Origin of the sequence: Curtobacterium sp. 9128 (assembly GCF_007673775.1) — a bacterium.
Lineage (GTDB): Bacteria > Actinomycetota > Actinomycetes > Actinomycetales > Microbacteriaceae > Curtobacterium.
In genome coordinates, this window is sequence record NZ_VEAF01000001.1 from 279,927 (window position 1) to 295,416 (window position 15,490).

At 72.3% G+C, this 15,490-nt stretch carries 16 protein-coding genes; 2 read left to right on the forward strand and 14 right to left on the reverse strand.

What is annotated here, in order from left to right; translation table 11 throughout:
* The 6 genes from FS641_RS01315 to FS641_RS01340 all read right to left on the reverse strand — a co-directional run bounded on the left by FS641_RS01315 (position 1) and on the right by FS641_RS01340 (position 5,386).
* Positions 1 to 831, reverse strand: a complete 831-nt coding sequence (locus FS641_RS01315; RefSeq protein WP_144758748.1) for a motility protein A — start codon at positions 829 to 831, stop codon at positions 1 to 3.
* A gap of 1 nt (position 832) precedes the next feature.
* Positions 833 to 1,096: a flagellar FlbD family protein gene (locus FS641_RS01320; RefSeq protein ID WP_144758751.1), complete on the reverse strand. Its 264-nt coding sequence runs from the start codon at positions 1,094 to 1,096 to the stop codon at positions 833 to 835.
* 420 nt (positions 1,097 to 1,516) lie between these two features.
* The gene (locus FS641_RS01325) at positions 1,517 to 3,106 is read right to left on the reverse strand and encodes a Na+/H+ antiporter (RefSeq protein ID WP_144758753.1); all 1,590 of its coding nucleotides are present in this window, start codon (positions 3,104 to 3,106) and stop codon (positions 1,517 to 1,519) included.
* 81 nt (positions 3,107 to 3,187) lie between these two features.
* Complete coding sequence (locus FS641_RS01330) at positions 3,188 to 3,937, reverse strand: ABC transporter permease (RefSeq protein WP_144758756.1); 750 nt, start codon at positions 3,935 to 3,937, stop codon at positions 3,188 to 3,190.
* Between the two features lie 45 nt (positions 3,938 to 3,982).
* The gene (locus FS641_RS01335) at positions 3,983 to 4,645 is read right to left on the reverse strand and encodes a dihydrofolate reductase family protein (RefSeq protein ID WP_144758759.1); all 663 of its coding nucleotides are present in this window, start codon (positions 4,643 to 4,645) and stop codon (positions 3,983 to 3,985) included.
* 147 nt (positions 4,646 to 4,792) lie between these two features.
* Positions 4,793 to 5,386 carry a tetratricopeptide repeat protein gene (locus FS641_RS01340; protein ID WP_260855580.1) on the reverse strand — a complete coding sequence of 198 codons (594 nt, stop codon included), beginning with the start codon at positions 5,384 to 5,386 and terminating at the stop codon, positions 4,793 to 4,795.
* Between the two features lie 69 nt (positions 5,387 to 5,455).
* On the opposite strand from FS641_RS01340, the gene FS641_RS01345 reads away from it, so the two are divergent.
* Positions 5,456 to 6,037 (forward strand): DUF664 domain-containing protein, encoded by a 582-nt coding sequence (locus FS641_RS01345; RefSeq protein WP_144758762.1) that lies wholly within the window; start codon positions 5,456 to 5,458, stop codon positions 6,035 to 6,037.
* Here FS641_RS01345 and FS641_RS01350 read toward each other — a convergent pair.
* From FS641_RS01350 to FS641_RS01365, 4 genes are all read right to left on the reverse strand, one after another.
* Entirely contained in the window at positions 6,016 to 6,396 is a 381-nt protein-coding gene (locus FS641_RS01350) for a pyridoxal-phosphate dependent enzyme (RefSeq protein WP_186317519.1), read from the reverse strand. The two genes, FS641_RS01345 and FS641_RS01350, sit on opposite strands and share 22 nt — an antisense overlap.
* A 29-nt stretch (positions 6,397 to 6,425) precedes the next feature.
* Positions 6,426 to 6,800: a VOC family protein gene (locus FS641_RS01355; protein WP_144758769.1), complete on the reverse strand. Its 375-nt coding sequence runs from the start codon at positions 6,798 to 6,800 to the stop codon at positions 6,426 to 6,428.
* 60 nt (positions 6,801 to 6,860) lie between these two features.
* Complete coding sequence (locus FS641_RS01360; RefSeq protein WP_186317520.1) at positions 6,861 to 8,015, reverse strand: MFS transporter; 1,155 nt, start codon at positions 8,013 to 8,015, stop codon at positions 6,861 to 6,863.
* A gap of 153 nt (positions 8,016 to 8,168) precedes the next feature.
* Positions 8,169 to 9,044, reverse strand: a complete 876-nt coding sequence (locus FS641_RS01365) for a pentapeptide repeat-containing protein (RefSeq protein WP_144758775.1) — start codon at positions 9,042 to 9,044, stop codon at positions 8,169 to 8,171.
* 296 nt (positions 9,045 to 9,340) lie between these two features.
* Between FS641_RS01365 and FS641_RS01370 the strand changes: the two genes are divergently transcribed.
* Positions 9,341 to 10,042, forward strand: a complete 702-nt coding sequence (locus FS641_RS01370) for a GrpB family protein (RefSeq protein ID WP_144758778.1) — start codon at positions 9,341 to 9,343, stop codon at positions 10,040 to 10,042.
* A gap of 106 nt (positions 10,043 to 10,148) precedes the next feature.
* Here FS641_RS01370 and FS641_RS01375 read toward each other — a convergent pair whose 3' ends face one another.
* From FS641_RS01375 to FS641_RS01390, 4 genes are all read right to left on the reverse strand, one after another.
* Positions 10,149 to 10,778 (reverse strand): hypothetical protein, encoded by a 630-nt coding sequence (locus tag FS641_RS01375; protein ID WP_260855581.1) that lies wholly within the window; start codon positions 10,776 to 10,778, stop codon positions 10,149 to 10,151.
* 144 nt (positions 10,779 to 10,922) lie between these two features.
* A complete protein-coding gene (locus tag FS641_RS01380) occupies positions 10,923 to 11,909 on the reverse strand; it encodes a glycoside hydrolase family 16 protein (RefSeq protein WP_260855582.1) in 987 nt (328 codons plus the stop codon).
* Positions 11,910 to 12,076: 167 nt separating this feature from the next.
* Positions 12,077 to 14,413, reverse strand: coding sequence for a glycoside hydrolase family 3 N-terminal domain-containing protein (locus FS641_RS01385; protein WP_144758781.1), 2,337 nt, complete (start codon positions 14,411 to 14,413; stop codon positions 12,077 to 12,079).
* Positions 14,410 to 15,489, reverse strand: coding sequence for an ABC transporter permease (locus tag FS641_RS01390; protein ID WP_144758784.1), 1,080 nt, complete (start codon positions 15,487 to 15,489; stop codon positions 14,410 to 14,412). Before FS641_RS01390 ends, FS641_RS01385 begins: the two co-directional genes overlap by 4 nt.
* Position 15,490: the final 1 nt, after the last annotated feature.

A 15,490-nucleotide genomic window follows, 5' to 3' on the forward strand; every position in this document is an offset into this window, starting at 1 on the left:
TCAGGCCGCCAGCTGCTGGTCGTCGACGTCGGCGTCGCTGCTGCCCTTGCCCTTGGCCTTGCCCTTGGCACCCGTGTCGTTCCGGGCCGCCGGGGGCACCATCGCCTTGAGCCGCTCGCCGAGCAGTCGGGGCTGGCTGCCGGCCTGCACGGCGAGCAGTCCCTCCATGAGGAGCGTCTGCCGGTCGGACTCGAGCTGTGCGAGCTTGCGGAGCTTGCCGCCGATCGGGAGCCAGAGGAAGTTGGCGGTGAGCAGGCCCCACAGGGTGGCGACGAACGCGCTCGCGATGAGCGGACCGAGCTCGTCGGGCTTGCCGAGGTTCGCCAGGACGTGGGTCAGGGACACCACGGTGCCGATGATCCCGACCGTCGGGGCGAAGCCGCCGAGGCCCATGAAGAACGCGCTCGCGCTCCGGGTCGGTGCCGCGTTCGACTCGATCTCGTCCTCGAGCAGGATCCGGAGTTCGTCCCCGTCGGTGCCGTCGGCGATGTTCTGCAGCGCCTTCTTCATGAACGGGTCGGCGTGCTTGTCCGCCTCCTGCTCGAGCGCGAGGAGCCCGTTGGCGCGGGCGACCTCGGCGAGCCCCACCACGTCGTCGATGACGGACGCGGGCGGGACGGCCTTGCCGGTGAACGCCTTGGGGACGGCCTTGAACGAGGCGATGGCGTCCTTCAGGGTGGTGCTCGCGATGCCGCAGCCGATGGTCGCGCCGAACACGAGCAGCATCGGGGCGGGCAGGAACAGCCCGGCGACCTCGACGTGCTCCATCTGGACCATGCCGAAGAGGGCGCCGAAGGCGAGGAGGATGCCGACGATCGTCGCGATGTCCACGTCAGCGCTCCCCGTGCAGCGGGGCCACCGGCGCGAGCGTCGGCTGGGGGCCGGTGGTCGCGAGGGGTTCGGTGCCGTACGCCATCGTCACGATCCGGGCACGGTAGGCCGCGATGCGGTCGATGACCTCGGCCATCGACTCCTGCACGATGTACTTCGCGCCGTCGACCATGATGAGCGTCGTGTCCGGCGTCTCCTGGATGCGCTCCACGAGATCGGGGTTGACGGCGAATCCGCTGCCGTTGAGTCGTGTGACGACGATCATGGTCCGTCCCTGGTGTCTTCCGTCCCCGCCGCCGTCCGTGGGGCAGGATGTGCGACCGCCCGTCCGTGGGTGGTCATCACGCCCTATCGGCTGCGGCTGCGGTGCCGTTAGCCGGGCGGGCTGCGGGGCGGGGGGCGGGATTCGGGCGGGGGCGCGGGCGCGGGCTTCGGGCGGGGGGCGGGCCGGCGGGCTTCGCACGGTGCGGAGTTCGCGGCCCGTGCGGGCTTGACCGCGTGGTGCCGCGCTACTCCCCCGCACCGAGCCACCAACGACGCACCGCGTGGGCGCCGCACACGGGCCGCTCAGCTGCGCACGGTGCGGAGTTCGCGGCCCGTGCGTGCTTGACCGCGTGGTGCCGCCCTACTCCCCCGCACCGGGCCACCAACCGCGTACGGGATGACGAACCGCGCGCGGTACGGGTCAGGCGCGGTCGTTCTGCCGGAGCAGGCGGGTCTCCTCGGCGTCGTACTCGGCGCGGACCTGGCGGAGCACGAGGTCGTCGATGTCGCCCTCGTCCCGCATCCGCAGCACGGTCGCGGACTTGTGCCGGACGAGCGCGAGTTCGAGCTCGACGGCGTCGCCGCGCTGTGCGAGGAGCGGATGGTCGGCCTCGTCGCTCTGCTCGGCACGGACCAGGGCCAGGTGCCCCTCGTAGTCCTCGCGGATACGCTGGACGATCTCGGCGTCCGCCCCGATCCGCTTCGCCAGCCGCGGCAGGGCGTCGAGCGCTTCCTCGATCGCGGTCCGTTCAGCGTCGCGGCGTTCGTCGACGACCTCGTCCCGGCCGTTGAAGTCCGCCCACCGGACGACCGCGGGCAGGACGAGCGACTGCCCGACGATGGTGACGACCACCACACCGGCGGTCACGAACACGATGAGGTCGCGCTGGGGGAAGCCGGCGCCGCTCTCGACCATGCGGGGCACGGCGACGGCCATCGCCAGCGACACCGCCCCGCGGAAGCCCGTGAAGCCGCTCACGACCCGGTCGCGGTGCCCCTCGCGGGGTGTGCCACCGGTCCGCAGCGTGACGAGCTTGATGGTGCCCCACGATGCGTTCAGGAACGCGAACCGGAGCACGACGAGGGTCACGGACACCAGCCCGATCAGCCCGAGGCCGAGCCAGAGCTCCCGGGCTCCGAGCGCTCGGACGGAGATGGTCGCCTCGATCCCCACCAGCACGAACAGTGCACCGTTGAGCAGGAAGGTCGCGAAGGACCAGAACGACCGGACCTGTTGCCGGGTCTCGGCACGGTCCAGCTTCGGCGCGACCTGGCTGACGACGAGGCCGGCGACGACGACCGCGAGCACGCCGGAGGCTCCGATCGCCTCCGCCACGAGGAACGCCCCGAAGGGCACGAGCAGCGTCAGGAGGTTCTCGAGCACCACCGCGTGGATCCGGCGGAGCACGAGCATGCCGAGCCACGACACCAGGAGACCGGCCGCGATCCCACCGACGTACGACAGCAGCAGCATGCCCGACACGTTCCAGGCGGTGAGGGTCTGCTCGCCGGCTGTGACGGCCACCGCGATCCCGTAGACGACGAGCGTCGTCCCGTCGTTCACGAGGCTCTCCGCACGCAGCACGGTGGTGTTCCGCCGCGGCAGCGACCGTGTCAGGGCGCCGACCGCGGTGGCGTCGGTCGGGGCGACGGCGGCGCCGAGCACCCACGCCGGGCCCCACGGCATGCCGAGCAGGTGCAGGAGCGTCGCCACGCCCCCGGCGGTCACGACGACGAGGAGCGTGCCCATCAGGACGATGCCGCGCAGGTTCGCGCGGATCTCCCGGAGCGAGATCGTCAGGCTCTCCCAGTACAGCAGCGCGGGCAGGAACAGCAGCAGCACGGCGTCGGCGGGGAGTTCGAGCTTCCCGAACACCGGGATGAACGCGATGCCCACACCGAAGGCGAGCAGGAGGACCGGGGGCGCGATGCGCAGGCGTCCGGAGACGGCCGTGGCGACCGCGATCGCCGTGGCGAGCACGACGACGAGCTCGGGTGCGATGAGTTCCATGGACCTCCGATCCTGGCCCGCGGCGGCTGAGCGTGTGCGACCGGGCTCCGGATCGGCCGGGCGGGAGCGGCGAGCCGGTGCTCAACCCATCGGTGTCGGCCGGGTCCTGATCGGCGCGAGGAACGCCGTCAGGACCGTCGCGACGATCGCTCCGGCCGCGATGATCGCCGCGAGGACCACGATCTGGAACCGCCCGGCGTCGAGCGGGGACACGCCGCCGAAGATCGCCCCGACGAACGCGCCGGGCAGGGTCACCAGACCCGTCGTCCTCGTCTGGTCCGTCGTCGGCACCATCGCCGCGTGCACCGCGCGCCGGACCAGGTCGGCGGTCGAACGGCGTGGGGTGGCGCCGAGCGCGAGCCAACCCTCCACCTCGTCCCACCGGTCGTCCGCCAGCTCGACGAACCGCCGGCCGGACAGCGTCGCGATCGTCATCGCGTTCCCGATGACGATCCCGCCGAGGGCCAAGACGTAGCGGGGCGTGAACGCGACCGCGCCGGTGGCGAACACGACGCCGAGCGCGACCACGACCCCGGCGCCCATCGCGAGCGCGACCGGCCCGATGCGCTGCCGGAAGGTCCCGAGCCGTCGCGCCGAGGTGGTCGCGGCGACGCTGAACATGATCAGGAGCGCCACCGCGATCCATGCCGGATCACGGATGACGCCGGCGAGGACCAGGCTGATCGCGGCGAGCTGCACCGTCCCCCGGAGGACCGCCCGTGCCGGCGCCCACGGCGACGGCGCCCGGGTCACGACGAGGACCGCCGTGGCGACGGCCACCAGCACGGCGACGCCGACGAGCGTCCAGACGATGGTGTCCCACGCGATCACGGGACGACCGTCCCAGGTGCCGAACCGCGACCGTGAGGTCGCCGCTCACGCGACAGGAGTCGCCTCGCGCCGGTCGAACTCCACGTGCACGACACCGGAGGGCGACGGAGTGCTGGTGATCCGGAAGCGGTCCTCGAGTCCCTCGAGACCGTCCCAGAGCCGTTCTCCGCGCCCCAGCACGACGGGGACCAGCACCACGTGCAGGTGGTCCACGAGGTCGGCGGCGAGGAACTGCCGCACCGTCGCGACGCCCCCGCCGATCCGTACGTCCGTCCCGGGTGCTGCGACGCGGGCTTGCCGGAGCGCGTCCTGCGGGGACGCGTCGATGAAGTGGAAGGTCGTCCCGCCGGCCATCGACAGCGACGCGCGCGGGTGGTGGGTCAGGACGAACACCGGCGTGTGGAACGGCGGCTCGTCACCCCACCAGCCCGTCCAGGTGTCGTCCGGCCACGGCCCGCGGACCGGTCCGAACTTGTTCCGACCCATGATCTCGACCCCGATGCCGTCGGCCCAGCGACGGGCGAACACGTCGTCGACGTCGGTCGTCCCACCGGGGGCGCCCTGCATGGACCGGAACGTCCGCGTGGGGAAGAACCACTGCATGAGGCGGCCGTCGGCATGACCGAACGGCTGCTCGAGGGACTGCCCCGCTCCGGCACCGTAGCCGTCGAGCGAGACCGCGAAGTTGTGCACCCTGACGATCGACACGAGGCAACCCTACGACGCCAGGAGAGAGGACGGCCCCCACCACGTGCGCGGTGAGGGCCGTCATCCGCGCCGACCTGTGGTCGTCAACGGGGCACGAGGAACGGTACGCCGCCCACGTCCGACGAGGGCGGTCGTGGCGGGGATCGGCTACCGGTCCGCTGCCGGCGCCTCGGTCAGGGCCGGCGCCTCGGTCAAAGCCGGCGCCTCGGTCAGGGCCGGCGCCTCGGTCAAAGCCGGCGCCTCGGTCAAGGCCGCCGCGTAGGCACGGACGGAGCGGTTGTACCGCGGCAGTGTCGGCTCGATCGTCTCGATCGCCACGCGCAGTGCTTCGTCGTGCTGCCCGGCACTGTGCAGCGCGAGCGCGAGGAAGACCCGCGGCGCACTCCCCGTGGACTCGTGTGTCGGCGCGTCCCGGAGCATGGCGATGGCCTCCTCGATCCGACCGAGGTTCCGCAGGGTCGACGCGTACTGCACCGTCATCCGCGCGGCACGCACCGGATCGACCGTGGCGAGACCGGCCTCCACGGCGGCGGCGTACTGGTCCCCCGCCTCGGCCTCGTGCCCGGAGGAGTCGAACGCACCACCGAGCTCGAACGCGCCGAGAGCCGGGTGCGGTGCCGACTCGGCGAGGGCGCGCATCCGTGTCAGGCGCATCTCCGGGTCGACGGTGTCGTCGTCCCAGAGCGCGGCGACCCGCTGCTCCCACGATGTGTCGGCGAGATCGGCTGCGGTGTCGGACATCCGCCCAGGCTAGCGGGAGCCCGCACGTGGGCATTGCGATCGTCCCCGGTCCCCGAGGATGCTGAGGAGGTGACCGAGTACACCGACGTCCTCCTCGCCACGCTCCGCGAGCAGCGAGCGCACGTGGTGCGCGCATGCAGCGGGCTCGACGACGACGTGCTCCGCCGCTCGTCCGTCCCGTCCGGATGGTCTCCGCTCGGGATGGTGCGCCACCTCACCTACGACGTCGAGCAGTTCTGGTTCGAGGGGGTCGTCCTGGGTCGGGCGCTCGACCTCCCCACGGACGACGAGGTGTGGCATCCCACCCCATGGCCCCCGTCGAGCCAGGTGATCGCCGACTACCGTCGAGCGGCCGACCGCAGCGACGAGGTCCTCGCGACCACACCGCTCACCGCTCTCCCGCCCGCAGCAGCGTTCGCCGCCCACCCGTGGGTGCCGAACCGTGACCTCCTCGCGACGACGCTCCACGTCATCACGGAGACCGCGGCGCACACCGGTCACCTCGACGTTGCCCGGGAGCTGATCGACGGCAGCCAACGCCTCGTGCTCACCGAGTTCACGGACCCCGGTGCGACGGGACCGTCGCAGGCCCGCGACGACCACGACGGTCGTGGCGAGGACCGCTCCCGTCAGCGACCGAGTCCGGGGTGACCGAACAGCCCTGGGACCCCGCCCGTGTGCACGAAGACGACGCGGTCGTCCGGCGCGAAGTCCCCGCTGCGGTAGTGGTCCAGGAGCGCCGCAGCCGCACGGCCGGCGTACGTGACCTCCAGGACGATCCCCTCCGACCGGAGGAACTGCCGCACGGCGTCGAGGACCGACGGCTGCGGGTGCTCGTACCCGGACCCGACCTGGACGCGATCCAGCCGCAGCTCGACGCCTTCGTCGCCGAGCAGGTGTCGGAGCACCGCCTCCGGGTCGTCCACCGCCCCGGTGTCGACCGCGAGTACCCGCTCCGGCCCGAGCGCCCGGACGAGACCGGCTGCCGTCGCGCCTGACCCGGCCGCCACCGGATGCGCATGGAGACCCGGACGGCAGCTCACGGCGCCGCACCGATCTGCTCGATGTACTCGAGCACCGCGCCGTCCGGATGGCGTGCGATCACACGACGCCCGTTCGGGCCGGCCATCGGGCCGTCCAGGATCGTCCCGCCTGCTGCCCGCAGGGTCGACAGGACCGCGTCGACGTCCCGCACGATGATCGTCGCCGAACGGGCACGCACCGCGGCGTCCGCTCCTTCGAGCAGCAGGAACGGTCCGATCCACGCCAGGTGGACGGCCCCGAACGTGAAGGAGCGGACCTCGGACGTGCCCGCCAGCCTCTGGTACAGCGGCCGCGCGACCTCGATGCTCTCCACGGGGATGCGCGCGAGGACGGCGACGATGTTCCGGAACGGCTCGGCAGTGCTGGTCACCACTCCGGAGTACACGGACTGGAGGCTCGGTGCCGGACCCACACCGAGCCTCCAGGTGAGTCATCGCGCCGGTCCACGAGCGGTGGTCGCGCCGAGCGCGACGGCCGCGGTCGCTGCGAGGACCGCCAGGACGACCGGACCGTCGTCCGCGACGGAGGAGAGCAGTCCGCCCGCTCCCGTCCCGATCGCGGCACCGCCGACGCCAGCGGTGACGACGAACCCGTACGTGCTGGCGAGGAACGACGACGGGACCACGTCGTCGAGGACCGTGGAGAGGACGATCGCCGCCGGGCTGGACACCATCCCGATCCCGAACACGACGACGGTCAGCAGCACCGGGTCGGCGGTGAACCCGAGCACCGCGTCACCGATCGCGATCAACGTCAGGGCCACGAGGAGACGCCGCCGCGGCGACCTCGGCGATCGGACCGCGCCGACGACCAGCGCGCCCACGGCTTCACCGACCGCCAGCGCACCGAGCACCGCTCCGGACACACCGACCACGCCGGCGTGCCGCAGCGTCGTCGGGACGATGACCGTCAGCGAACCGGACGCAACGCCGAGCGCCGCCGCGATCGCGACGACACGGACGAACGCCGGGACGTCCAGTCGACCGACGCGTCCGGGGTGCGCCCCCTCGACCACGACCGGCAGGCGCATCGACGCGACGAGCAGCACGCCTGCTGCGGCGAGGAGACCCGCTGCCACGACGAGCGCGACGGGGCGCAGGTCGGACACCGCGATCGCACCCGCTGCGACCGGCCCCGTCGCCAGTCCGGCCTGGAACGCGACCGACAGCAACGCGTAGGCGCCCGGCCGGTCCGCCGGCCGTCGGAACGCCACCGGGACGGCGGCACGGACCGCCGCGGCACCGGCCGGGAACGTCAACCCCGCTCCTGTGAGCAGGGCCACCCTCACGCCACCAGCGGGGACGACCGCAACCGCGGCGAGGAGGGTGCAGCTCGCCACCGTGCTCGCGAGCAGGACGAGGCGCGTCGGGAACCGCGCGATGAGCAGCCCCTGCGACGGGACACCGAGCGCGTTCCCGATCCCGAAGGCGGCGGCGAGGACGGCCCCGTCAGCGAGCCGACGGCCCGGCGACCCCAGGACCAGTGTCAGCGGGACCATCCCGAGCACGACGGCGGAGACGGCGACGGCGACGATGCCGACGGAGAAGGACGGATCGCCGAGGAGACGGCGGTAGCCGACGGCCATGAGGGCTCCACGAGGGGAGCCCACCCACCCGGGAGCCACACTCCCCATCGAGCCGACGGGATCGCCGCTCGGGTCGATCGTACGATCACGGCGACGCGCTGTCGATGCCGATCTCTGCCGCTGAGCGCCCCGGTTCACCGGGGCCGGCGGCACTCAGCGAGACGACGAATCGAGCCAGTGTGCGGGCACCCCGAGGTGGCGCGGCACCGCGGTCACCGCGTCGCCGCGGGCCGCGTTCACCTGTCCCTGCGTGAGGAACACCGCCCGACCGAGGTCGGCGGACTCGAGCCGCGCATCGCGGAGGTCCGCGCCGAGGAGGTCGACGCCGGACAGGTCGCTCCCCCGCAGGTCCGCGCCGATCAGCGACGCTCCGCGGAGCTCGGCACCGCAGAGTCGCCGTGCCGACAGGTCCCGCCCGGCCAGGTCGGCACCGGGTCGGAGATCGACGTCGACCGGAGCGCCGTAGCCGCCGCGGACCTCGGCGCTGACGTCGACGAGCAGAGCCCGGACCTCGGCGTGGAGCGCCCGCACGTCGAGCTCGAGGATCTCGTCCGCGGAACGCCCGAGTCCGTCGACGATGCGGCGTTCCAGGCGCGCGGCGCTCGCCGCGGAGTCCGGGTCGAACGTCCGCTCGCGCGCCTCGACGAGGTACCAGCGGAACTCGTGCAGCTGCTTCGTCACGTCGAACACCGCGAACATCCCGGATCGGGTCGCGGGACGTGCGCGCCAACTGACGCCTGTGAACACCTCCTGCGCGACGAACTGTCCGGCACCGAAGCAGTCGAAGACCGTGCACCCCCGGTACCCGCGTCCGCGGAGGCTGGCGTGGATCGTGCAGGAGAAGTCGTCGTCGAGGTTCGGGCAGGGTGTGCCGGCGGCTTTGTCGACCGGGAAGTCGGCCGAGCGCTCGAAGCCGAGCGCGGTACAGCAGAGGGCGAAGCAGTCACGGCACGCGGGGCGGAGTGCGTGGCGAGGGTCGGCCGGGCACGAGGGTTCGGTCAGGGACGAGGGTTCGTTCGGGGAGGTCATGACGTTGGGGGCTTCCTGCTGGGGTCGACGAGGGACGCAGGTCGGGGAACTCCGCGGGAGTTCCCGGACGCGGGCAGGACAGATCGTCGCCGATCGTCGGAGGCGGCGCGGAGGTGGTCCGAGGTGCCCTGCGTCACAGAGCGGGAAGGCGTGTCACTGTCCCTCAGGCTCGCTCGTCACGAACTCGTGCAGCACCTCGAGACGCATCCCTCCGTCCCGCGGCCGGTACGCGACGAGCGCCAGTCGTCCGGGCGCGAGCACACCGAGGTGCCGTGACCTGCCATGCTCGTGGATCGATGGACATCGCAGATTCACCGATCGACGACGCGGCGGGTTCGACCCGCGACGACGCGGCGGGTTCGGCCCGTGACGACAGCGTCGACGTCGTACGACGTCGACCACGTCGTTCCGAGTCCGCGGCCTCCCCAGGTGAGCTCACCGATCGCACCCGACGCCGCCCCGACGTCACGACCGTCGACGTCATCGGCGGCCCCGAGGCGATCACCGTTCCCCTCCGCGAGGCCGACCCCGCGTGGCCGGAGCGCTACCGCGAGCACGAGGCGCGCATCCGCGGCGTCCTGCCGGAGCCGCGGGTCGGCGTCGAGCACATCGGGTCCACCGCCGTGCCGGGCCTGGCGGCGAAGCCGATCATCGACGTCCTGGTCACGGTCGACGACGTCACGGCCGAGGAGGAGTACCTCGACCAGCTCCTCGCCGCCGGCTACGGGCTCCGCGTCCGCGAGCCCGGACACCGGCTCGTGCGGACTCCGGAGCGGGACGTCCACGTGCACGTCTACGAGCACGACGCCCCGGCCGTCGACGCGTACCGGGTGCTGCGGGACCACCTCCGCACCGACGAGGACGACCGGGTGCTGTACGAGGAGACCAAGCGGGCCCTCCTCGCGCAGCAGTGGGACGACATGAACGACTACGCCGACGCCAAGACCGAGGTCATCACGGCCATCCTGGCCAGGGCACGCGCCGCTCAGGACCGCTGAGGTCGACCCGCAACGACCGTGTCGATGTCGTACGACAGCGATCACGTCGTTCCGGGTCGGGACACGCGGGGAACCGGGGGGCGGCACGCAGCACACGCCGCGCCGCTCACCCGAACGAGCGCAACGCCCCCGCGTAGGCGTCCGCGTCGGCCCGGGTGGCCTCCGTCACCAGCAGCGCGTGCGCCCCGACGCGTCGGGTGAAGGACCCGCGGCACGGGATCTCGATGATCGTCGTCAGACCGGCCCGCCACGCCGGCACCAGCTGCTCGAGCCGCTCCCACTCGGGGTTGCTGCGCAACACACGGGAGGACGTCCGATCGTCGAACCGCGCCGAGGTCCAGGTCTGGTGGCGCTCGGTGAAGGCCTCGTCACCGAACTCCTCGGACCACCACGGCCCCGAGACCTGCTCGAGCAGCTCCTCCCGCTCGGCCTGCGGGATGGTCGGGTCGCCCAGGCGTTCGAACACCTCCGGCCCCGGGCGGGACCCGACCGTCGTGAGGCTCGCGTGCCACATCCGCGGCCACGCTGCCGTCCACGCCGACCGGTCGACGTCGTTCCTCCCCGCCTCGAGCGATGGGGTGTCGACGAGCAGTGGCGGCAGGTCGTCACCGATCGGCTCGAGGGCCCAGGCCTCGCGGACCCAGAGCAGTTCGAGCAGCGTCTGCGCGTCGTTCTCGACGACGATCCGCATGTCGTGCGGCCACGGGTTCCCCGGGTCCGGTGTGGTCGAGATCATCAGTCCCCCTCAGATGGTGCTCTCAGCGAACCACCCCGGCGGACACCACACAAGACTCGCCGACCATCTGTGGTCGCGACCACGCGACGGACGGGAGGCGGTGCTCACGCTGGCACCGTGCCTCCCGTCCGTCGGCCGGCGGCCTCACTCGGTGGTGGACACCCAGTCGATGAGGAGGTGGCCGGACGACCCCCAGTTGCCGACCTGGAACATGTACCGGTGCGGCGTGGTCGGGACGTCGTGGGTCTCGGTGTCGAGGACCTTGCCGTCGACGCTGTAGGTGACCGACTGGCCGGGCACCCAGTCCACCGTGTACGTGTGCCAGTCACGCCACGAGACGCCGGAGCCGATCTGCACGCGCGAGGCCTCGTCGCCGGGGGTCATCGAGTGCTGGAACGCGGACGGGCTGTCCTCGAAGTTGCCCTCGGGGAAGTCGATCTCCCCGTCGGACCAGGTGCCCGACGTCGGCCAGAGCATGAAGGCCGCACCGTTGCCGTCGCCGCCGGTGGCCTTCGCGCGGACGGAGAACGATCCTCCGACGTGGCCCCATGCGTTCGTCGCGGACCCGAAGGTCCCCGCGGTGCCGTCGCCACCGAGGGCGACGTCCATCACGCCGTCGTGCACGGAGACCGTCCGGCTCGGGGCGTAGATCCCCGAGGTCCCGTCCGGGTAGGGCTGCCAGGCGTCGGGGTAGGCGGCGGCGACGAGGCCGGTCGGCACCGCGGTGGCGAAGTCCTCGACGAACGAGGCGTCGGGGATCGCGCCGGCCGCTGCTGGGTCGTCGGACGGAGCCTGGTCGTCGGACGGCGCTCCGGCGTCCGGGTCCGTCGGCGTGGCGTCGTCGCTCGGGGTCGGGGTGGGCGTCGGGGTGACGTGGTGCCGGTGCCCGTACCCGTCCCACCACGAGCGGGCGGAGGCGGCGGTCGGCATGCCGAGCACGAGGGCGGCGGCGGTGGCGGCCGCGAGGACCGCCTTGGTCGGGGTCGTCGAGCGGGCGGGCCGGTCGAGCTGGCGGGCGAGTCGGTTCGTCTGGCGCCGGAACGATGTCGGGCGCGGGGTTCGGGTGGCGATGACGGGCTCCTCGGGTGGGGCTCGGGGTCGGGTGACGGCGCGGACAGGGTGCTGCGCCACGCACATCATGCATCATCTGTGCCCCGTTCGGGGGGCATCGTGGTGAACTCCGCCGCCGAGTGCGGTGATCGGACGCGCCGAGGACAGCCGTCCTGCCGGAGGGAACCCGGTCCCGGTGGTCGTCACGTGCCTCCCGGAACCACTCCGGGAGGCACGTGCCGACCTCCTCAGACCACCCGGAACGGCGCGACGAGCAGGCGCTCCACGCGCGAGGTCGGTCCGACCAGCAGCTCGAACTCCCCCGGCTCGACCAGCCGGACACCGTCGGCGTCGACGATCGAGCACGCCGACACCGGCAGCTCGAGACGGACGGTCACCGACTGCCCCGGGCGCACCTCCACCTGCCGGTGGCCCTTGAGCTCCTGGTCCGCCCAGCTCACACTCGTGACGACGTCTCGCACGTAGACCTGCACCGTCTCGAGGCTCGGACGGTCCCCGGTGTTGCGGAGCGTGACCTCGGCCACGACCGTGTCGTCGACGCCGACTTCGGTGCGTTCCAGGTGCAGGTCCGAGTACGCGACCGTCGTGTACGACAGCCCGTCGCCGAACACCCACGCCGGCGTCTGCACGAGGTCGGCGTACCGGTCACCGTGCTGCCCGCGGATCTGGTTGTAGTACGTCGGCTGCTGTCCGACGTGCCGTGCGAACGAGATGGGGAGCCGTCCGGAGGGTTCGATCCGCCCGGCGAGGAGCTCCGCGATCGCCTGGCCGCCCGCCATGCCGGGGTTCGCGGCCCAGATCACCGCCGCCGCCTCGCTGACGGAGGCCGGCAGGACCAGCGGCTTCGAGGCGAGCAGCACCACGACGACGGGCTTCCCGGTGGCGATCACGGCGTCGAGCAGGGCGTTCTGCGCGCCGATCAGTTCGAGCGTCGCGGTCGACCGACCCTCGCCGACGAGTTCGATGCGGTCCCCGACCACGGCGACGACGACGTCCGACGCCTCGGCCACGGCGACGGCCTCGCCGAGGAGCTCCGGGTCCGGTGCACTCGGGACCACGATGCGGGGCCGGGGCTGCCCGTCCGGGAAGTGCTGTCCGCGGGGGTCGTCCTCGAGCGTGAGGACGTCGGCACCCCTGGCGTGCTGCACGGACCAGCCGTCGATCGCGCCGAGACCGTCGAGGACCGTGGTGATCATCTCGCGCGGCTGACCGTCCAGCCACCCGGCCTGCCCGGAACCGCCGGCCCAGTCGCCGAGCTGCGTCTGTGCGTCGTCGGCGAGCGGCCCGACGAGCGCGATGCGGAGCGGCGTCCGTTCGTCGACCGCCCGCTCGTCGAGCGGCAGGTGCACGTCGACCGCCCGCTCGTCGAGCGGCAGGTGCTCGTCGTCCGCAGCTCGCGCGCCGAGCGGCAGCGTGCCGTCGTTCTCGAGCAGCACGAGCGACCGGCGCGCGATCTCGAGGTTGAGCACCGCGTGCTCCGCGGTGCCGATCACAACGTCGAGGTCCGCGACGGGGAGCCGCGGGTCCTCGAAGAGCCCGAGGTCGAACTTCAGGGTCAGGATCCGTCGGACGGCGTCGTCGAACGCGTCCTCCGTCAGGAGTCCCTGCGCGACCGCCTCGAGCGCTCCCTCGAAGAACTGCGGCGTCGTCATCACCATGTCGTTGCCGGCGCGCACGGCAGCAGCAGCCGCGTGCACGTGGTCAGGCTGGACCCGCTGCTCCCACACCATCCGGCCGACGTTGTCCCAGTCGGTGATGAGCGTGCCGGTGTAGCCCCACTCCCCGCGGAGCACGTCGCTGAGCAGCCAGTCGTTGACGGTGATCGGGACACCGTCGGTGCTCTGGTAACCGAGCATGAACGTCCGGCACCCCTCGCGCGCGACCCGTTCGAAGGGTGGCAGGAACCAGCTGCGGAGCTTCCGGCGGGAGATGTCGGCCTCGCTCGCGTCCCGACCGCCCTGCGTCTCCGAGTACCCGGCGAAGTGCTTCGCCGTCGCGAGGACCGCGGTCGGGTCGGACAGCCCGGCGCCCTGGTAGCCGCGGACCATCGCACTGGCCAGTTCCCCGAGGAGGTACGGGTCCTCCCCGAAGGTCTCGCTGATCCGGCCCCACCGCAGGTCCCTGGCGATGCAGAGCACCGGCGAGAACGTCCAGTGCACCCCGGTGGCGGCGACCTCCTCGGCCGTCGCCCTGGCGACCCGCGCCACCAGGTCGGGGTCCCAGCTCGCCGCCATCCCGAGCTGTGTCGGGTAGATCGTGGCGCCGGGCCAGAACGAGTGTCCGTGGATGCAGTCCTCGCCCACGAGCAGCGGGATCCGCAGCCGGGTCTCGGCGGTCAGGCGGTTCGCCTCGGTGATCCGGTCAGGCGAGGTGTGCAGGACGGAGCCGACGTGTCGCCGCAGCACGTGGTCGCGGAGGTCGTCGCGGGCGTCGAGCTGCAGCATCTGCCCGACCTTCTCCTCGACGCGCATCCGCCCGAGCAGGTCCTCGACCCGTGCCGCCGTCGACAGCGTCGCGTCCTGGTAGGGCAGGGTCCGGTCGGTCGACGTGAGCACGGTCGTCATGCGCCGTCGCCCTCCTCCGGCGACGCGGCTCCCGGGACCGACCGGACCTGCGTGACCGCGGCGTTGACGTTCATGCCCTTCTTCTTCATCAGGCGCGCGCGCTCACCGGCGGACCGGAGTCGCGGGTTGACGTACTCGTCGATGCCGAAGTTGATCAGTGACAGCGCCACGCCGAGCAGCGCGATGCAGAGGCCGGCGGGGACGTACCACCACCAGTAGTCGGGGAACGCGTTGTTCTGCTGCGCCCAGAACAGGATCGTGCCCCAGTTCAGGTTCGACACCGGGATGACACCGATGAACGCGAGCGTCGTCAGGCCGAGCACCGCGGCGGTCATGGTGCCGACGAAGCTCGACGCGATGATCGCCATGAGGTTCGGGAGCATCTCGACCAGGATGATCCGGTGCAGCGGCTCGCCGTTCGCCCGGGCCGCCTGGATGAAGTCGCGGTTCCGCAGGGACATCGTCTGCGCGCGGAGCACCCTGGCCCCCCATGCCCACCCGGTGAAGCCGAGCACGGCGGCGATGATCCAGAGCGGCGGGTCCTGGAACTGCGACGCGACGATGATCATCAGCGGCAGACCCGGGATGACGAGGAACACGTTCGACAGCGCCGACAGCGACTCGCTCTTCCACCCGCGCAGGTAGCCGGCGGTGACGCCGACCGCGATGGCGACGACGGTCGCCATGATCGTGGCGAGGAACCCGACGACGAGCACCCCGCGGGTGCCGTAGACGAGCTGGCTGAAGACGTCCTGCCCGATGTGCGTGGTGCCCAGGAGGTGCTGGAACGACGGCGGCTGCAGCGTCTCGCTGAGGTTCTGCGCGTTCGGGTCGGTCGGCGCGATGAGCGGTGCGAACACGGCGACCAGGATGAACACCCCGAGGATGACGAGTCCGGTCGCGGACTTCGGGTTGCTGAACATCGCCATGGAGGCTCGGAGTTGCGACCAGAACGTCGGCTCGCCGCGCGACGTGGTGCGGCTGTCCGGGCCGTCGGTCAGGACGGCCGCCGTCTCCGGCGCGCCGGCGCCCACGGGGTGGACGATGACCGTGGTCTTCTCGGCTGGCGTGGTCATG